The organism is Rhizobium glycinendophyticum (genome assembly GCF_006443685.1).
GTDB lineage: Bacteria > Pseudomonadota > Alphaproteobacteria > Rhizobiales > Rhizobiaceae > Allorhizobium > Allorhizobium glycinendophyticum.
This window is the reverse complement of the sequence record NZ_VFYP01000001.1, coordinates 17,294-35,498: the sequence shown is the minus strand read 5'-3', so window position 1 is coordinate 35,498 and position 18,205 is coordinate 17,294. Positions and strand designations below refer to the sequence as shown.

The 18,205-nt window shown below is 60.6% G+C and carries 15 protein-coding genes; 10 read left to right on the top strand and 5 right to left on the bottom strand.

The genetic code is table 11. From position 1 onward, the window contains the following. The first annotated feature begins 67 nt into the window (after positions 1–67). The 5 genes from FJQ55_RS00140 (at position 68) to FJQ55_RS00120 (ending at position 4,903) form a co-directional block, all read left to right on the top strand. Positions 68–448, top strand: a complete 381-nt coding sequence (locus FJQ55_RS00140; RefSeq protein ID WP_140825734.1) for a methylglyoxal synthase — start codon at positions 68–70, stop codon at positions 446–448. Positions 449–475: 27 nt separating this feature from the next. Then, complete coding sequence (locus FJQ55_RS00135) at positions 476–1,531, top strand: glucokinase (RefSeq protein WP_140825733.1); 1,056 nt, start codon at positions 476–478, stop codon at positions 1,529–1,531. Positions 1,532–1,616: 85 nt separating this feature from the next. Then, complete coding sequence (locus tag FJQ55_RS00130) at positions 1,617–3,419, top strand: ABC transporter ATP-binding protein (protein ID WP_140825732.1); 1,803 nt, start codon at positions 1,617–1,619, stop codon at positions 3,417–3,419. 14 nt (positions 3,420–3,433) lie between these two features. Continuing rightward, entirely contained in the window at positions 3,434–4,246 is an 813-nt protein-coding gene (gene dapB / locus FJQ55_RS00125) for a 4-hydroxy-tetrahydrodipicolinate reductase (RefSeq protein ID WP_140828997.1), read from the top strand. 21 nt (positions 4,247–4,267) lie between these two features. After that, positions 4,268–4,903: a 2,3-bisphosphoglycerate-dependent phosphoglycerate mutase gene (locus tag FJQ55_RS00120; RefSeq protein ID WP_140825731.1), complete on the top strand. Its 636-nt coding sequence runs from the start codon at positions 4,268–4,270 to the stop codon at positions 4,901–4,903. Positions 4,904–5,067: 164 nt separating this feature from the next. Here the strand turns inward: FJQ55_RS00120 and FJQ55_RS00115 are convergent, their stop codons facing one another. After that, complete coding sequence (locus FJQ55_RS00115) at positions 5,068–5,982, bottom strand: LysR family transcriptional regulator (protein WP_140825730.1); 915 nt, start codon at positions 5,980–5,982, stop codon at positions 5,068–5,070. A gap of 134 nt (positions 5,983–6,116) precedes the next feature. On the opposite strand from FJQ55_RS00115, the gene FJQ55_RS00110 reads away from it, so the two are divergent. From FJQ55_RS00110 to FJQ55_RS00100, 3 genes are all read left to right on the top strand, one after another. Further along, complete coding sequence (locus FJQ55_RS00110) at positions 6,117–6,914, top strand: alpha/beta hydrolase fold domain-containing protein (protein WP_140825729.1); 798 nt, start codon at positions 6,117–6,119, stop codon at positions 6,912–6,914. Between the two features lie 50 nt (positions 6,915–6,964). Then, positions 6,965–8,158 carry an efflux RND transporter periplasmic adaptor subunit gene (locus tag FJQ55_RS00105; RefSeq protein WP_140825728.1) on the top strand — a complete coding sequence of 398 codons (1,194 nt, stop codon included), beginning with the start codon at positions 6,965–6,967 and terminating at the stop codon, positions 8,156–8,158. A gap of 124 nt (positions 8,159–8,282) precedes the next feature. Further along, a complete protein-coding gene (locus FJQ55_RS00100) occupies positions 8,283–11,474 on the top strand; it encodes an efflux RND transporter permease subunit (protein ID WP_140825727.1) in 3,192 nt (1,063 codons plus the stop codon). 127 nt (positions 11,475–11,601) lie between these two features. Here the strand turns inward: FJQ55_RS00100 and FJQ55_RS00095 are convergent, their stop codons facing one another. From FJQ55_RS00095 to FJQ55_RS00085, 3 genes are read right to left on the bottom strand one after another with little or no spacing between them, the layout of a single operon-like run. Beyond that, a complete protein-coding gene (locus FJQ55_RS00095) occupies positions 11,602–13,272 on the bottom strand; it encodes a metallophosphoesterase family protein (RefSeq protein WP_140825726.1) in 1,671 nt (556 codons plus the stop codon). A 2-nt stretch (positions 13,273–13,274) separates the two neighbouring features. Next, positions 13,275–13,754 (bottom strand): class I SAM-dependent methyltransferase, encoded by a 480-nt coding sequence (locus FJQ55_RS00090; protein ID WP_140825725.1) that lies wholly within the window; start codon positions 13,752–13,754, stop codon positions 13,275–13,277. 3 nt (positions 13,755–13,757) lie between these two features. Further along, entirely contained in the window at positions 13,758–15,098 is a 1,341-nt protein-coding gene (locus FJQ55_RS00085; RefSeq protein ID WP_167507678.1) for a nucleotide sugar dehydrogenase, read from the bottom strand. 151 nt (positions 15,099–15,249) lie between these two features. On the opposite strand from FJQ55_RS00085, the gene FJQ55_RS00080 reads away from it, so the two are divergent. Together FJQ55_RS00080 and FJQ55_RS00075 are read left to right on the top strand one after the other, a co-directional pair. Then, a complete protein-coding gene (locus FJQ55_RS00080) occupies positions 15,250–16,341 on the top strand; it encodes a glycosyltransferase family 4 protein (RefSeq protein ID WP_140825724.1) in 1,092 nt (363 codons plus the stop codon). Next, positions 16,338–17,087, top strand: a complete 750-nt coding sequence (locus FJQ55_RS00075) for a polysaccharide deacetylase family protein (protein WP_140825723.1) — start codon at positions 16,338–16,340, stop codon at positions 17,085–17,087. The genes FJQ55_RS00080 and FJQ55_RS00075 overlap by 4 nt, the downstream gene beginning before the upstream one ends. Here the strand turns inward: FJQ55_RS00075 and FJQ55_RS00070 are convergent. Then, positions 17,065–18,048, bottom strand: coding sequence for a glycosyltransferase family 32 protein (locus tag FJQ55_RS00070; RefSeq protein WP_246084981.1), 984 nt, complete (start codon positions 18,046–18,048; stop codon positions 17,065–17,067). The genes FJQ55_RS00075 and FJQ55_RS00070 overlap by 23 nt on opposite strands. Positions 18,049–18,205 lie beyond the last annotated feature (157 nt).

Below are 18,205 nucleotides of genomic sequence, written 5' to 3'. Positions count from 1 at the left end.
GGCTTTTCAAGCAGAAGCCTCTGCGGTAGAGGGTATCAAATCGATTTAAAAGAGCTGCCGATCCATCATGACCAGCGTCCCTTGCATCGCCCTGATTGCCCATGATCAGAAGAAAGACGACATGGCGGAGTTTGCCCGCCGGCATCGTTCGAAGCTTCTCCATTGGCGGATCGTGGCGACGGGCACAACAGGAGGCCGCATCCAAGATGCCGCCCCCGACCTCAATGTCACCCGGCTGAAAAGTGGTCCATTGGGCGGTGATCAGCAGATTGGCGCGCTGATTGCCACGGGTGAGGTCGACATGCTGGTCTTCCTCGTCGACCCATTGACTCCGATGCCGCATGATGTGGATGTGAAGGCACTTATGCGGCTCGCAACCGTTTACGACATCCCGATGGCGCTCAACCTCGCGACCGCCGACATCCTAATGCAGACCCTGACTGCCTGAGGCAGTGGAGCCAAGACCGGACAAACCATGGCCCAGACACAACGTGACGATACCCTTCCCTTTCCGATCCTGATTGGCGACATAGGTGGCACAAACGCCCGGTTCTCGATCCTGCTCGATAACAGCGGCGAGGCCATCAGTTTTCCAAACGTGATCAACAAGGATTTCGCCACGATCGATGCGGCAATCCGCACATCCGTGCTCGCCCAGACGACGCATAAGCCGAAATCGCTGATCCTCGCCCTTGCCGGGCCCATCAAGGGCGACGAGGTGCCGCTCACGAACTGCCCCTGGGTCGTGCGCCCGAAGGTGCTGATGGCCGAACTTGGCTTTGCCGAAGTGCTGTTGCTGAATGATTTCGAGGCGCAGGCGCTGGCCGCTGCCACGCTTGGTGTTTCCGACCGGCAGCCGCTCGGCGCGCTGAGCGATGCGCCTCTCGGGTCGAGGGTTGTGCTCGGTCCGGGAACCGGGCTCGGGGTTGCCGGACTCGTACGGGCACGGGATACGTGGTTTCCGGTTCCCGGCGAGGGTGGACATGTGGATGTCGGTCCGCGCACCGAACGTGACTACGCCATCTGGCCCCATCTGACCCCCGTGCACGATGCCAACGCCGCGCTCGGGCGAATTTCTGCGGAGGAACTGCTGTCGGGTCGGGGGCTGATGAACATCTATCGCGCGCTCTGCAAAGCCGAAGGCAACAGAACCCCGCGTTATGGCGAGCCGGCAGAGGTTTCTGCTGCGGGCATTTCCGGATCGGACGCGCTGGCTGGCGAGGCGCTGAGCCTTTTTGCCACCTATCTCGGTCGTGTGGCGGGGGATCTTGCACTGATATTCATGGCGAAGGGTGGCGTATTCCTCGCGGGCGGCATTTCTCCGAAGATCCTGCCGGCGTTGCAGAGCGGCGAATTTCGCGCTGCTTTCGAAGACAAGGCACCGCATCAGGGGCTGCTGCACGGCATTCCCACATTCGTGGTCACCCATCCTCAAGCGGCCCTTCACGGCCTTGCAGCATTTGCAAGCGCTCCATCGGATTTTGGTCTCGCTACCGAGGGTCGCCACTGGCGCAATATGGCCGCAGAATAGGCGCTATGGTCAAATGTGGTGCAACTGGCTATAGAGCGGCGGCCCCAAGGGGATCTGCTTATAGCAACAGCACAGGACTTTTCTTTTGAGCGCCAAGGGCAAATCCAACGAAACGCTGGACAGGGACAGCATCACCGCCGTCTTGCGTCGGGTGGTCACCGAAAATGGCCGCGAGCATCTGGGCGCCTATGCCTTCGCCATCGTCTGCCTTCTGACTGTAGCGGCGACGACGGCCTTTACGGCGTGGATCATGGAATCGGTCATCAACGAGGCCTTCGCCAACCGCCGGGCAGATCTGATCTGGACCATCTGCGGTTCGATCTTTGCCGCATTCGTCATTCGCGGCTTTGCCGGTTACGGACAAGCCGTTACTCTTGCAAAGATCGGCAACAATATCGTGGCGCGGTACCAGCGCCGCCTATTTGCGCACTTGATGACGCTGTCGGTCGGCTATTTCAATGAATCGCGATCTGCTCGCTTGTCTGCGCAGATCAATCAGAACATCAACGGCGTACGCGATGTGCTCAACCTGACGGTGACGTCGCTTGCTCGCGACCTCGTCACGCTCGTGTCGCTTGTCGGTGTGATGTTCTATCAGGACGTCATCCTGTCGCTGCTCGTTTTCACCGTCGCCCCGCCCCTGCTCATCGGCCTTCGTTATCTCGCGAAGCGACTGCGCAGCGCGACGCGCGAGTCGGTCATCCTGAACTCCCACGTTCTGGGCGCCATGCAGGAAACCGTTCAGGGCATCACCATCGTCAAAGCCTTCACGATGGAAGAGCAGCTCCAGCGCAAGATCCAATCGACGATTGATGCCGCCGAGCGCCGCTCCAACAGGATCGCCCGCCTCAGCGAACGCAATGGTCCGCTGACCGAATCGCTAGCGGGGCTTTCCGTGGCAGGTGTGATGGCCTATGCGGCCTTCCAGGCCATTTATGGAGGTGTTCCGCCAGGTGCGTTCTTCTCCTTCATCACAGCCCTTCTGCTGGCTTATGAACCGGCCAAACGCTTGGCCAAGCTTCAAGTACAGATGGAACGCGCGGCGGTGAACGCCAAGATGATTTATGAGATCCTCGACATGCAGACGCATCAACGGGACAAGCCAGGGGCGGGGGAGCTCAAGGTCACAGAGGCTCGAGTCGAGTTTCGTGACGTTCGTTTTGCCTATGGGAGCAACGACCCCGTCCTGCATGGACTTGATTTCGTGGCTGAGGGCGGCAAGACAACTGCACTGGTAGGCCCTTCCGGTGCAGGCAAATCGACCGTTATCACGCTCGTACCGCGTTTCTACGACCCCGCCGAAGGTGCGATCCTGATCGACGGGCAGAACATTGCCGATGTCACCAAATCGTCGCTGCGTCATCACCTCGCCTATGTCTCGCAGCAGCCCTACCTGTTCGAGGGGACGATCCGCGACAACATCCGCTACGGCCGCCCCGAAGCAACGGACGCGGAAATCGAGGATGCGGCGAGACTTGCCAATGCCCACGAGTTCATCCTTGCGCAGCCAATGGGTTACGACACCCCCGTCGGCGAGAACGGGCTGACGCTCTCTGGCGGCCAGCGGCAGCGGCTGTCGATCGCGCGGGCTCTCGTGCGCAATGCGCCGATCCTGCTTCTCGATGAAGCGACCTCGGCGCTCGATGCGGAGTCCGAGGCGGCCGTGCAGCAGGCGCTGGATGCGGCCATGGTCGGGCGGACAGTCATCGTCATCGCCCATCGCCTCTCCACCGTGATCAAGGCAGACAAGATCATCGTCATGCAGGCGGGCCGTGTGGTGGAGGAAGGCACGCATCAGAGCCTTGCACAGCGGCCGAGCGGTCTTTACGCTCGCCTTCACAATCTCCAGGCTGCTCACAACGGTCGAGACGTATTTCAGGAAATCTGATCATGATGCCACCAATGAAGCTCGTCGTCGTCGGTGCCGCCGGGCGCATGGGACGCACACTGATCAACCTGATCTGCCAGACCGATGGCGTGGTTCTTCACGCCGCGGTCGAACGCCCAGGCTCGCCTGCGCTTGGCAGGGATGCCGGCGAGCTTGCGGGAGCCGGCACACTTGGCGTTGCTGTTACCGACGACCCGCTTTCTGCTTTTCTGCATGCCGATGGGGTCATCGACTTCACGTCGCCTGCCTCGACCGTGGAGTTTGCCGCACTCGCGGCTCAGGCACGTATTGTCCATATTATCGGCACCACAGGCTGCCTTCCCGAACATGAAGACAAGATCGATGCAGCAGCCCGTCATGCGCGCGTGGTAAAATCCGGCAATATGAGCCTCGGCGTCAATCTTCTGTCTGTACTGATCAAGCAGGCTGCAAAAGCGCTGGGCGCTTCCGACTGGGACATCGAGGTGCTGGAGATGCACCACAAGCACAAGGTCGATGCGCCGTCCGGCACAGCCCTTCTGCTGGGCCAGGCGGCAGCGGATGGCCGTGGCATCGATCTCACGAGCCACTCCGTACGCGTACGCGATGGACATACCGGCCCGCGCGAAGAAGGCTCGATCGGTTTTGCAACCTTGCGCGGCGGTTCCGTGATCGGCGAACACACCGTCCTTTTTGCCAGTGAAGGCGAAACGGTAACCTTGTCTCACAGCGCGACCGACCGCTCGCTGTTTGCACGCGGCGCCCTAAGGGCTGCCGTCTGGGCCTTCGGCAAGAAGCCCGGTCGTTATACCATGCTCGACGTGCTCGGGCTCAACTCCACCCCCTGATCGTCAAGAGAGGAATTGTCGATGACCGGTACCCTCGTGCTCGTGCGCCATGGCCAGAGCGACTGGAACCTGAAGAACCTGTTTACCGGCTGGCGTGACCCGGACCTGACCGAACTCGGCGTCCAGGAAGCCAATGCAGGCGGCAAGGCGCTGGCCGACTATGGCATCAAGTTCGACATCGCTTTCACGTCCGTCCTCACCCGTGCGCAAAAAACCTGCAACATCATCCTCGAAAATGTCGGCCAGACTGGCCTTGAGACGATTAAGGACCAGGCACTCAACGAACGCGACTATGGGGATCTCTCTGGGTTGAACAAGGATGATGCCCGCGCCAAGTGGGGCGAAGAGCAGGTGCATATCTGGCGCCGCTCCTACGACGTGCCGCCGCCGGGAGGCGAGAGCCTGCGTGACACCGGCGCTCGCGTCTGGCCCTATTACTTGACCGAAATCCTGCCGCGCGTGCTGCGTGGCGAGAAGGTATTGGTTGCGGCTCATGGCAATTCGCTGCGCTCGCTGGTGATGGTTCTCGACAAGCTTACCAAGGAGCAGATCCTCAGCGTCAATCTCGCGACGGGTGTTCCAATGGTCTACAAGCTGAACGCGGATTCGACCGTCGCTTCGAAGGAAGTGCTGGGCGACATGTCCGGCGCGCATTGAACTGACGCCCTTGCTGAAGAAAGCCGTCCTTCTTCTGGGCCTCGATAAGAGATGGTAGCCAGCTAAGCAATGGCCGGAAGACCAGGTCTTTCCGGCCATTTTTGCGCGCTACAACATGATACTCTTCGCGGAAGCTCTCACATCTGATCTCAAACTGGGGGTTCCTATCCCTCCAGCTTGAGCTGTGATTTCGCCAAAAGCTGAACGATCCAGTCCACAAAGATCCGCACCTTGTTGCTCAGATGCCTGTTCGGCGGATAGACGATGTACATGGGAATGGGCTCGATGTGCCATTCCTGCAGCACACGCACGAGATGCCCCTGACGAAGCGCGTCGGCCGCCATGAAGTGGGCAAGCGGAGCTATACCCAGGCCCGCCAAGGCTGCCGCGAGGTAGGTGCGGGCATCATTGACGGAAACGATATAGCGGGAATTAACCTGGATTTTCTCCCCATGCCGGATAAAGTCAAAGGGGATTGTGCGGTTGGTTGTGGCGAGAAAGTAGTTGACGCAGTGGTGCCGATCGGCGAGGTCGCTGGGATGACCGGGCATACCAAACTCCTCCAGATAGCGAGGGGCTGCACAAGGGACGAGGGCCATTTCGCCCACTTTGCGGGCAATCAGTGACTGATCCCGCAGTGCTCCTGCCCTCAGGGCGCAGTCGACGTTCTCGGCGAGATAGTCAACAGTGCGATCTCCCACCCCGAGATCGATCTGGATATCGGGAAACTGTGCGTGAAACTGCGCAAGAGCCGGAATCACGAGGAGATCGGCGAAGGCGCCAGCCATTTCGACACGGAGCCGGCCAGCGGGATTGGTCCGGGATCGCGACAGGCTGCCATCCAGTTCGTCAATCTCGGCGACCAACTGGACAGCTCTCTCATAATAGAGCGCGCCGTCAGTGGTCACCACGACACGCCGCGTCGTACGGTTCAGCAGTTTGGTCTGGAGGTGGGCTTCAAGATTTTGGATCAGGTTACTGACGGTGGCCTTCGGCGTGCCGAGGGCGGCCGAGGCGCGTGTAAAACTACCGGTTTCGACCACCCGCACGAAAGCGCGCATGGCTGACAGCTGGTCCATAGCGATTTATCCTGTTTAAGGCTATTATCCGAATTTCTGGACAGTGAAGCTCATTTTGTCACACTTTTCAGGATATGTCGATCAATGATACCTATACTTCGCCTTCGGTTGTTCCGAGGGCTTCAGGTGGTGAGATGGCGGTCGAAATCAAAGATATGACGCTGGACAAGGTGGCCATTGGCCCCGTTTCGGCACGTATCTATCAGGGTGAAGACTACGCCAAAGGGCCGCCCGTCATGCTCTATTTCCATGGTGGCGCCTTCCTCCAATCGGGCCCACGAGACTGCCAGCTGGCGAAGTGCATTGCAGAGACGGGGGCCATTGTTGTGGTCCCGGACTACAATGGGCCCTTGGGCGGGGTCTTTCCGCAGCCCCTGGAGGTCGGATTTTCGATCTTTTCCTATCTTGCCAAGAAGCGCGCAGGGCTGGGAGACCGGAAATCGCAGCTGCTCATCGGGGGCGAGGAGTCGGGCGGGAACGTTGCGGCAGGCGTGGCACTGAAGGCGCGTGACAATTTTGCCGAGGCGCTAGACGGACAGGTTCTCTTCTCGCCTTTGCTCGATCCCTTCATGGGGACGGCCTCCTTCCAGATGGCGGATGCGGTTGGCATGCGTCAACGCTGGTCGGAGGGGTGGAACCACTACCTGAGCGGCGGCGTGTGTCATCCTTATGCCGCCCCTCGACTGTGCTCGCGGCTGTCTGGAATGGCACCGGCGCTGATCATTTCGTCGAAGGACGATCCTCTCGTCGACGAGGCACAGGCCTATGCCGATGGACTAGAGCGGTCGGGTGTGATGGTCAGAAGACACGTCCTGGATCCGGGGACGGGCTGGCCATCTGTCTACGGAGGCGCGGTGACCCAAGCGCCCGCCTACGGAGACAGCGTCTGCCGATACTTTTCGGAGTTCATCCGAGACATACGCGTTCAATGATTTTTTGAAGACATCGTCAGCCCGCCGAGCGGGCTACAAGGAGAACAGCCATGACATCGACATGGAAACGCTGGGCCCTGATGGGCACTGGCCTAGGTCTTGCTGCGTCCATTTCCGTCGCAGCGCTCGTTTATCAACTGCCCGGTACGATCGCGGCGGCTGAAACGGACACTGCTGCGGCTCCTCCTCCGGCAATTCCGGTGACAGTCTCCGTCCTGGAAAACCGTGAAATCCGCTCCTGGGAAGAGTTTTCCGGCAGGCTTGAAGCGATCGAACGCGTTCAGGTTCGCTCACGAGTTTCCGGCGCCATAGAGGGTGTGCATTTCCGCGAGGGTGCACTGGTCAAGGCTGGCGACCTGCTGTTCACCATCGATCCGGAGCCCTTCAAGACTGCCGTCACTCAGGCCGAGGGGCAACTGGCGTCGGCAGAGGCGCGCCTGCAGCTCGCAAAGACGGAATTCGAGCGTGGGCAAAAGCTTTCGTCTGGCAACAGCATATCCAAAAGCGAATTCGATCAGCGCGGCAATGCTCTGGCTGAAGCGCAGGCTGCCGTCACAACGGCGGAAGCCGCCTTGCATGCGGCTGAGCTGGAACTGGACTATACCAATGTAAGAGCGCCCGTTTCGGGACGCGTTGGCAAGGTCGAGATGACCGTGGGCAATCTCGTCGCCGCCGGCTCGGCATCGCCGGCGCTGACGACACTGGTCTCGGTCGATCCCATCTATGCCGCATTCAATGTCAGCGAAGAAACCGTAGCCAAGGCTTTGGCGCAATTGCCGACCTCCGGTGATGCCCTGCCGCCGATCGAGGAAATCCCGGTCGAGATGGGCACGCTTGCCGATCAGGGCACGCCGATCAAAGGAAAGCTACAGCTGATCTCGAATGAAGTCGAACTTTCCAGCGGCACCGTCGGCGTGCGCGCTGTATTCGATAATCCGGGCGGGCGCCTCATGCCGGGCCAGTTTGTTCGGGTTCGGTTGGGTCAACCGCATGCGGCGAACAAGATTCTGGTGAGCGAACGCGCCATCGGGACCGATCAGGACAAGAAATTCGTCTTTGTGGTCGGAGACGACAACAAGGTTGCCTATCGCCCGGTTGTCGTCGGCAGCATCTCTGACGGATCGCGGATTATCGAAAGCGGTCTCGCCGCCGGCGAACGCGTCGTCGTCAGCGGGCTGCAACGCATCGCGCCCGGCGCCTTGGTCGATCCCAAGCCTGCGGACACTGTGGCAGCTGCAAAGTAAGCCATCCCTGCGCGGTGCGTTTCGGCGCACCGCGTCATTCCCTTCACCTTCACGACTGTCCCGGTGGCCTGCGCCCGCCGCAGGAGCCACTCGTCCTGTTTTTCATCCCGGAGAGGATGCTGACATGAATATTTCCCGCTTTTTCGTCGACCGTCCGGTGTTCGCCGCCGTGCTGTCGATCCTGATCGTCGTTGCTGGCCTCATCGGCATGCGTGCACTGCCGATTTCCGAATATCCCGAGGTGGTGCCGCCATCGATCGTCGTGCGCGCCGTCTATCCCGGGGCCAATCCAGTGGTCATATCGGAGACCGTTGCGACGCCCCTTGAGGAGCAGATCAACGGCATCGAAGACATGCTCTACATGAACAGCCAGGCGACATCAGACGGTGTGCTGACGCTGACTGTAACCTTCAAGCTGGGGACAGACCCGGACAAGGCGCAGCAGTTGGTGCAGAACCGCGTCTCGCAGGCAGAGCCACGCCTGCCAGCGGAAGTGCGTGCCATTGGGGTCACGACGGTCAAGAGTTCACCGGACTTCATCATGGTGGTGAATCTGGTCTCGACCACCGATCGCTATGATGTGACCTATCTGCGCAATTACGCGACGCTCAATATCAAGGATCGGCTGACCCGGATCGAAGGCGTGGGGCAGGTTCAGGTCTTCGGCGCGGGCGACTATGCCATGCGGGTGTGGATCGATCCGCAAAAGGCAGCCCAACATGCGCTTGCAGCGAGCGACATCACTAATGCTATCCGGGAACAGAACGTGCAGGCCGCCGCCGGCATCATCGGGGCTTCGCCGACGCCTGGCGACGTCAGCCTACAGTTGAACGTCAATGCTCAAGGCCGGCTTCGCACGCCTGAGGAATTTGGCAACATCATCGTGAAAACCGGCGACCAGGGCGAAATCACTCGTCTTCGGGATGTCGCACGCATCGAGATGGGCGCGGCAGATTATACGCTTCGTTCGTTGCTCGACGGCCAGCCGGCGGTCGCGATTGCCGTGCTTCAGGCGCCTGGCTCAAACGCGATCGAAATCGCCGACAATGTCCATGCCACCATGGATCAGTTGCAATTGGCCATGCCGGAAGGCGTGAAATACGAAATCGTCTACGACACGACGAAGTTCGTGCGCGCCTCGATCGACAAGGTGGTTGATACCTTGCTTGAAGCAATCGCGCTGGTCGTCCTCGTGGTGATCATCTTCCTGCAGACCTGGCGCGCATCGATCATTCCGCTGCTTGCCGTGCCGGTTTCGATTATCGGCACCTTCGGGGTCATGTACGCCTTCGGCTTTTCCATCAACGCACTCACACTGTTCGGCCTCGTTCTCGCAATCGGTATTGTCGTCGATGATGCGATCGTCGTTGTCGAGAACGTCGAACGGAACATCGAAAAGGGGCTGAGCCCGCGGGATGCGACCTATCAGGCGATGCGGGAGGTTTCCGGACCGATCATCGCCATCGCTCTGGTGCTTGTCGCGGTCTTCGTGCCGCTCGCCTTCATCAGCGGATTGTCCGGCCAGTTCTACCGGCAGTTCGCCCTGACGATTGCGATCTCGACCGTCATCTCGGCGATCAATTCACTGACACTTTCACCGGCACTCGCAGCGCTGCTGCTGAAAGGTCATGACACCCCGAAGGATTGGCTGACGCGTCTCATGGACGGCCTGTTGGGCTGGTTCTTTCGTGGCTTCAACCGCTTCTTCGGTGCCGCATCGCGCGGCTATGGGCGAAGCGTCGGTGGGCTCGTGTCGCGCAAATCACTGGTCATGGGCGTGTACCTGCTGCTCGTCGGCGCGACCTATGCGGTCTTCAATACGGTGCCCGGCGGCTTCGTGCCGGCACAGGACAAGCAGTATCTGATCGGCTTTGCCCAATTGCCGGATGGCGCCACACTCGACCGCACGGAATCCGTCATCAAGCGGATGAGCGCGATCGCCATGGAGCAACCCGGTGTTGCCCATGCCATCGCCTTTCCCGGGTTGTCCATCAACGGCTTCACCATCGGCTCCAACTCCGGCATCGTCTTTGCCGTGCTCGACGATTTCGAGGAGCGGACGACGCCGGACCTTTCCGGCGGTGCGATTGCCATGCAGTTGAACCAGAAGTTTGCCGGCATCCAGGATGCGTTCATCGCCATGTTCCCGCCGCCGCCGGTCAACGGTCTGGGATCCACAGGCGGTTTCAAGCTTCAGCTTGAGGACCGTGCCGGCCTCGGCTATGCCGCACTCGACGAGGCGACCAAGGCGTTCCTCGGCAAGGCATATCAGACACCTGAACTGGCTGGCCTGTTTTCGAGCTTCCAGGTCAACGTTCCGCAACTCTATGCCGATCTCGACAGATCACGCGCACAGCAACTGGGCGTCAGCGTCACCGATGTCTTCGAAACGTTGCAGATCTATCTGGGCTCGCTCTATGTCAACGACTTCAACTCGTTCGGGCGGACCTACAGCGTGCGGGTGCAGGCGGATTCCGCCTTCCGCGCCAAGCCTGAGGATATCGGCCAATTGCAGGTCCGCTCGCGGACCGGCGAGATGATCCCGCTCTCCGCCCTGCTGAAGGTGGACGGAACGACGGGGCCGGAGCGGACGACGCGCTATAACGGCTTCCTGGCGGCTGATATCAATGGCGGCCCCGCTCCCGGGTTCTCATCGGGCCAGGCGCAGGCAGCGATCGATCGGATCGCGTCCGAAACACTGCCGACTGGAATTTCCTACGAGTGGACCGATCTGACCTATCAGCAGATTCTGGCCGGCAATTCGAGCATCGTCGTCTTCCCGCTCGCGCTGCTGCTCGTCTATCTCGTACTCGCTGCCCAGTATGAGAGCCTGACACTGCCGATCGCCATCATCATGATCGTGCCGATGGGCGTGTTGGCGGCGCTCGCCGGGGTCTGGTGGACGGGCGGGGACAACAACATCTTCACGCAGATAGGCCTTGTTGTCCTTGTCGGACTTTCGGCAAAAAATGCCATCTTGATCGTCGAATTTGCGCGAGAGTTGGAGTTCGAGGGGCGAAAGCCGGTTCAGGCGGCCATAGAAGCAAGCCGACTGCGCCTGCGGCCGATTCTGATGACCTCAATGGCCTTCATCATGGGGGTTGTCCCGCTGGTGCTTTCGACCGGGGCCGGATCGGAAATGCGTGCCGCCATGGGCCTGGCCGTGTTCTCCGGCATGATCGGCGTGACCTTCTTCGGGATTTTCATGACCCCGGTCTTCTACGTGCTGCTGAGAAGGCTGGCGGGCAACCGCCCGCTGGTGCAGCATGAGCCAGTATCGAACTTACAGCCGGCGGCAGAGACCGCACACCACTAGGTGGGCGTGCCACACCGCCGCAGGGTGGCCAAAATTAGAGCCGGCGCTGTCATGCGCCGGCTCTTTGCATTCAAGCGGTAGCCGGACCGGTTTCTGTAAAGACGCTCGGGAGCTTGGTGTCCGCGATTTAGAACTCGAAGAAATTTGTTTCACTCAACCGCTCGGCCCGTTTGACATAGAAGAGCATCGACCGGAAAAAAACGTTCAGATACGCAGCGGTCGCTCCTCTTTCGGCGCCGTGTTGCGCATCCACGAAGACAGTGGCGATCGCTCTCATCCGATCCAGTGCCTGTGGACCGATGAGCCGTTTTCCTAAAGTGCCTGCCTGACGCAGGCAGTACCAGTCGGCAATAAGGTCGATGACTGGAATATGCCGCCACGCATCCGGAATTGCCTTCGCCTCCATCGGCCTCGCGGTGCGTGGGTCGCTGCAGAGATCGGCAAGTGACATGGACGAAATGGTCTCCACTACATCCTTGGGCCACTCTCGGGGCAAATAGCGATGCACCACCAGAGACCGCACATGGTGGTGCAGAAAAGATCCATAATCGGAGGCCGAGAGCGCCTCGTCGTATGACAGGCCATTCGCCCGCACCTCAAGGCGATATAATTCCATGATCTCCTGATCGAGCGGCAGTTGAGAAAGTTCGACGGGCGCGACCGTCGCGCGCCCTGCTTCGGCCGTGATCAACTTGAACGCCGGGGGAAAGGCAACAGGGGACGGCAACGCTATGTTGGTCAACCTGTGCTCGCCAATCCGGTGCTCGCTGATGCCGTCGACGTGCCAGTGGCCGCTGAAATGCAGTGAAAGGCCCGCAGCCATTAGCGCCTCGGCCACATCGGTGCGCGGTCGGCGCACATTAACAGGACTGGACGGAAACAGGGCCTGTTCGAAGCCTTCCTGATCTTCAAGGGGATCGATGGCAGGGTAATGGGAGAATGCCAAGAGCGTCTTACCACTCGCCTTTGCGCGCGCGGTGACATCGCTGATCCAAGCCAGCAGAAAGGGCTTCAACCGCAAGACTGCGTTCCAGCCGGCAGCAGTGCTGTCGATGAAGGCGCGTTTGGAGCCTGGACGGAAGGTGCCATTGCGCGGCTCGAAGACGTTTGCGTCCAGCATCAGGAGCCAGAGGCCGGGTTCAGGCTCCACCAGATAGGAGGCATCCATGAGGCGGTAGCGGTTTAGCCCGTCCTCCGAGACAACCTCATAGGTTCGCCGCTCAGGTCGATCATCTGTTCCGAACGGCGTTTCCCAGAAGAGGTCATCGGGCCGCCGGAAATAGCCATGCCGCGCCATCGGCGCCAGTCCGTCCGGATATCCCTCGCAGAACATAGCCGCCGAGACGACGCTATCGGGAGCCGAATCGCGATCGTCACTGGTGACGCGAATAGAGGATCCGTCGGGCCGGAGAAAGTAGCGCGACTGGTGCCGGCCGGATGGTCCGAAAAGGTCGTGATTGCCGGGCAGCGCGTAGAAGCGTGTGCCGAAGCGGGTTTCGTAATCGCTGAGCCGCTGCGCGAGACGATGCGTGGTCTCTCGCTGGCCGTCATCGGTATAGTCCCCCAGCAGAACGACATGGCGGATCCCTCGCGCCGCCACCTCATCCAGCGCCGCCATCAGGGCAGGCGCACTTTCATTGTAGACACGCGTCGATTCCCGGCTGTGCGCCCAGGTTTGCAGTGTCAGTCGGCGATTGCCGGCCTTTATGCCGGCGATCCCGTAGTCCCCTTCGATTTCGTGGAAATGGGCGTCGGAAATGACGGCGAGCGCATATTGCGGTCTGGCGTCCTCCCGCATTGTCACGCCCTTCGGTAGAAGTAGTAGCGCTCGGGATCGATGTGCTCGGCGACCGGAAGACGCTCGAGGCCCTGCCTCTCGAGCGGCAGTCCGCTCAGCGCATAGGCTCCTGTGGCGAGCATGCCCTCCACCATCGTGGGGAGCCATGTGAGTGTCACGGCATCCTTTTCCGGATCGCCGGTGCCGATATCCGCATGAACGAAAGCTGCGCCGATACCGATATAGGCCTTCCCCGTCTCCGCGATCTCGCCCAGCACGAGATCTTCCGACGAGGGGATGGAGCTCTTGTGCGCGAGAAGCTGGCGATCGAAGACCACGATTCGACGGTCGGGAAAATTCTCGCGCAGGTGGCTGAAGGTCCGACCATTGCCGAGCCCGATCTCCAAGATGGGTCCGTCCGGCAGATCAACGCGGTCGCGAATGAGGTTCAGCATATCGCGCTGGGCGGTCATGCGATTGATGAAACTGTCGAGACGGCTCATGGGTCAGGCCTTGAAGATGTTGCCGGCGGCGATGTTGTGCCGAGCAAATACGTTACGCGTATCAACGATCAGCGGTGCCCAGGCGGCGATTGCCGCGTAATCGACGTCGTCATGATCGGTAGAGATGAGGACAATATCGAAGCCGGCAACGGTCTCCTCATCCAAGGCCACGCTGCGACGCCCCATGAGATCGGCATATTCGCGCGTTCGCGGCACTTCCGAAACATAGGGGTCGTGATAGGCGACGTCGGCGCCACGCTCAACGAGAAGCTCCATCAAGCGCAGGGAGGGGCTTTCACGGATGTCGGGCACGTTTTTCTTGTAGGCCAGCCCCATGACCAGAACACGCGAGCGGCTCAAGGCCTTGCCGGCATGGCGATCGAGAGCTTCGGCGACCTTGTCGACCACGTAATGGGGCATGGCGGTGTTGATTTCGCCGGCAAGCTCGATAAAGCGCGTCGGACGATCGAACTCGCGAGACTTCCAGGTCAAGTAAAACGGATCGATGGGAATGCAATGACCGCCAAGGCCGGGGCCGGGATAAAAGGGCATATAGCCAAACGGCTTGGTTTTGGCCGCATCAATCACTTCCCAGACATCAATGCCCATCGCGTCGTAGACGAGCTTCAACTCGTTGACGAGCGCGATGTTGACCGCCCGGAAGATGTTCTCCGTGAGCTTCACCGCCTCGGCGGTCGCCGTCGTTGAAACCGGCACGACGGTTTTCACGACGGCGCTATAAAAGGCCTCCATCAGGGCACTGGCGTCCGGCCCGTCGCCGGCGACGACCTTCGGAATGGTCGATGTCGAGAAGTCGCGGTTGCCCGGATCCTCTCTTTCAGGAGAGAAACCAAGGAAGAAATCAGTTCCAGACCTCAGACCCTTGGCTTCCAGGATTGGCTTCATCACCTCGTTGGTGGTTCCTGGCCAGGTGGTCGATTCCAAGACGACCAATTGTCCGGGCCGCAGTGTCTCGGCGATCTTGCTACAGGTTCGCTCGACAAAGGACAGATCCGGATCCCGATGGCGCGTAAGCGGCGTTGGGACGCAGATGGCGATGACATCGCATTCGGCAAGTCTCGAAAAGTCACAGGTCGCCGTGAACCGGCCGGCGGAGGTTTCGGCCTGCAGAACTTCGCTTGGTACCGCCTCAATATAGCTTTCGCCAGCCTCAACGGCCGTGATCTTCGACGGATCGATGTCGAAGCCGACGACCGTGAAGCCGGCGCGGGCGATGCTCATGGCCAAGGGCAGGCCGACGTAGCCGAGGCCGATCACTCCAGCTTTTGCCGTACGGGCTTGAATGGCGGCACCAAGGCCGATCGCTGCGGAAGAGGATGGCATGATGCACAGGCTCCGAGAGATGCAATTGACCCTGTCAGTTGCGTGCGCAGAACCTGTATGTCAAGGGCCGGCCCCGAGCGGCCGAGCCACCCCGCGTAATTGTGAGAGCCTCCCTCTTGTCTCGCAAAAGGCGGCAGGGTCTAAAGCGAGCATGAAGATCGCGTTCTATGCACCGCTGAAATCGCCCGATCATCCCGTGCCGTCCGGCGACCGGCTGATGGCGCGTCAGTTCGTCCGTATTCTGGGCGAAGCCGGGCATTCCGTCGAGATCGCCTCCCAACTGCGCAGCTTTCATGCGACCCCCGAGACTGTGTTGCCTGACCTAGAGGCTGCGGCCAAAGCGGATATCGATCGGCTGACGCTTGCCTGGGAGGCTGACGGCCCGCCCGATCTGTGGTTCTGCTACCACCCTTACTACAAGGCGCCTGACCTGATTGGCCCGGTCCTCGCCCGACGGTTTTCGCTTCCCTATGTGACGGCAGAGGCTTCTTATTCCGCCCGCCGAAACATCGGATGTTGGGGTCGGCATCAAGAGGCACTGAAATCGCTGGTGGAACGCGCAGCGTTGAATATCTGTCTGACCGCGCGCGACGAAGCCGGTCTTGCGGCAGCGGCACCGCAAGCCAGGCTTGCCCGGATCGCCCCGTTCATCGATGCCGAGCCCTTTGCCAATATCAAGGCAGCGCCCGAGGCTGGACGGCTGGTTACGGTGGCAATGATGCGCGCCGGCGACAAGATGCAAAGTTATGCAGCACTTGCAGAGGCCCTGCAGAGAGTTCGCTCGGATGCGTGGCGGCTAGTCGTGATCGGCGACGGCCCCGAGCGCGATGAGGTGAAGCGGTTGTTTGCCTTGCTGCCTCCGGAGCGGATCGAATTGATTGGCGAGCTGCCGCGCGAGGGGGTCATGGAGCAATTGGCCCGCGCCGGTGTCTTCGTCTGGCCGGGTCATGGGGAGGCCTATGGTCTGGCGTATCTGGAGGCCCAGGCTGCCGGTCTGCCGGTGATCGCGTTTGAAACTGCGGGCGTGCCGGAAGTCGTCGCCGACGGGCGGACCGGAATCTTGACGCCCCCCGGCGACACTGACGCCTTGGCAGGAGCGATCGACAGGCTGTTGCAAGATTCTGACCTGAGGCGCTCCCTCGGCCAGATGGCGCGGGACTTCGTTCTGACGGAGCACTCGGAGCCGATCGCCTCGGCTCAGATCGCTCCTCTTCTCCTGGCGGCTTTGGAGTATCCACTGTGAGCGACGCTCTCCTCAGAAATGCAATCGACACAGTCGCGGCGCAGGGTCGCAAAGTCCGGCTCTGGCTGCGCGACGACGATGCTGTCGAGCCAACCGAGGCACTCGACCGGCTGTTGGAATTGACGCATGAGCACATGGTCCCGGTGACCTTGGCCGTCATTCCGAAAGACACCGGGACACCGCTGATCCGGCGCCTGGACAAAGCACCTCATTCGAGCGTGGCGCTGCATGGCTGGTCGCATCATAATTACGCTTCCGCTGCCGAAAAGAAGCAGGAACTCGGCCTGCACAGAACGGCGCCCGTTGTTCTCGCAGAATTGAAGGAAGGATTCGACAAACTCGCTGCCCTTTATTCTGCGCGTTTCATTCCCATGCTGGTGCCGCCGTGGAACCGCATCGCACCTGCTCTATTGCCGGGATTACCATCATTGGGGCTCAAGCTGTTGTCGGTTTTCGGGAAGGAGCAACCCACGTCGCCGATCCCGCTCGTCAACACTCATGTCGACATCATGGACTGGCATGGCACCGGCGGCGGGCGACCGGCAGATGCGCTTTTTGCCGAACTGGCGAGTTGGATCGGACGTGAGGATGCGCCTCCGATGATCGGCATACTCACGCACCATCTGGTGCACGACGCGGCGGCATGGACGTTCCTGAAAACCTTGCTGGCAATTACTGCGACGCATCCCGCCTGCGAATGGGTCTCGCCCGACGTTCGCAGTTCTACCAGGACTTCCAGTCGATGATGAAACCGCGATCGTTCGTCATCGCAGTCTGGCGCGCCATCTGAACGTCGGAGAAGGGTGCGCGCCGCGGCAGCACGGCGGCCATCATGTCTGCAGTGGCGAGTGTCACTCCTGCGCCGCGGCTGGCATAGGTGAAGATGAGGGGTCCGGTCGACCACCAGGCCGGCGCCCCCGGCAAAGCCTCCATAATCCCCGGCATGGCCTCGATGATGCGCTGGATCACTGGGTGCGCCGCAGGCGTCGCTATGAAGGCATTGGCAAGAAGCAGACCGCCCGCACTGGTCAGCCGCGGTATCTCCGAAGCCAGCGCCGTGAAACCTACCAATGCAACGAAGTCTTCAAAACCCGCATCGTCCCGAGCCGGATACCAGTCAGCATCCATGTAAATCCCGCCGAAGCGCTCAAGAACCAGATAACGCGCGACATCGGCTGCTCCGGGATAGTCTTGACGCGCCAGCATGTCTGCGTAGCTTGGATGGGTATCAAAGCCCTGCCGTTGAAGCGCCATCGTGTCCCAGAGACGATATTCCATGCCATGCGCTGCGCAATGGGCACGCCATGCGGCGACTGCCGGCGGCTGTGGGAGATCGCCAATCCACACCTGGTGCAGTATGCGCGGCACCGGCGCTGCAGCAAGACGAGCAATGAGGCGGCGTTGCTCGCCGGTATACGTGCCGACAGCTTCCATCGTGGCGGGATCAGGCACCAGGGTAAATTGAAGCCCGGTTACCCGCAGCCGGTCGCCTGAAATCTTGGCAAGTTTCAGGTAGGCAGAGTGTAACTTGCGGGGCAGTCCCAATACGGTCGGAGGACCCAGTTCCGCTTGAGATACCAGTTCAGTGTCAGCAGCCAGGGCATCCAGCGCATGTCGGGCGCCATCGGGATCACCGGCTCGTGCTTGTTCGATGGACTGCGCGATGATTTCGCGGGCGCGGGCGCGCGGATTGTCTGTGCCGGTCAAATCCTGTCTCCCGCTTTGGCAAGTGCCCGATTTCTATCGGAAAAAGCAATGCACTCGCAAGTCTTACAAAGCCTGCTGATGGCCACATCTTCGCGATGGACAGTCTGCGGTGAGGTCGATACGGTAGATTTGTCCAAGAACGAGCCGAGAAGAAGAT

What these genes read in the sequence shown, in the direction of transcription:
- FJQ55_RS00120 (WP_140825731.1), top strand. Translation starts at nt 4,268, where the DNA reads ATGACCGGTACCCTCGTGCTCGTGCGCCATGGCCAGAGCGACTGGAAC.
- FJQ55_RS00085 (WP_167507678.1), bottom strand. Translation starts at nt 15,098, where the DNA reads ATGCCATCCTCTTCCGCAGCGATCGGCCTTGGTGCCGCCATTCAAGCC.
- FJQ55_RS00110 (WP_140825729.1), top strand. Translation starts at nt 6,117, where the DNA reads ATGGCGGTCGAAATCAAAGATATGACGCTGGACAAGGTGGCCATTGGC.
- FJQ55_RS00095 (WP_140825726.1), bottom strand. Translation starts at nt 13,272, where the DNA reads ATGCGGGAGGACGCCAGACCGCAATATGCGCTCGCCGTCATTTCCGAC.
- FJQ55_RS00140 (WP_140825734.1), top strand. Translation starts at nt 68, where the DNA reads ATGACCAGCGTCCCTTGCATCGCCCTGATTGCCCATGATCAGAAGAAA.
- FJQ55_RS00135 (WP_140825733.1), top strand. Translation starts at nt 476, where the DNA reads ATGGCCCAGACACAACGTGACGATACCCTTCCCTTTCCGATCCTGATT.
- FJQ55_RS00080 (WP_140825724.1), top strand. Translation starts at nt 15,250, where the DNA reads ATGAAGATCGCGTTCTATGCACCGCTGAAATCGCCCGATCATCCCGTG.
- FJQ55_RS00100 (WP_140825727.1), top strand. Translation starts at nt 8,283, where the DNA reads ATGAATATTTCCCGCTTTTTCGTCGACCGTCCGGTGTTCGCCGCCGTG.
- FJQ55_RS00105 (WP_140825728.1), top strand. Translation starts at nt 6,965, where the DNA reads ATGACATCGACATGGAAACGCTGGGCCCTGATGGGCACTGGCCTAGGT.
- FJQ55_RS00115 (WP_140825730.1), bottom strand. Translation starts at nt 5,982, where the DNA reads ATGGACCAGCTGTCAGCCATGCGCGCTTTCGTGCGGGTGGTCGAAACC.
- FJQ55_RS00090 (WP_140825725.1), bottom strand. Translation starts at nt 13,754, where the DNA reads ATGAGCCGTCTCGACAGTTTCATCAATCGCATGACCGCCCAGCGCGAT.
- dapB (WP_140828997.1), top strand. Translation starts at nt 3,434, where the DNA reads ATGAAGCTCGTCGTCGTCGGTGCCGCCGGGCGCATGGGACGCACACTG.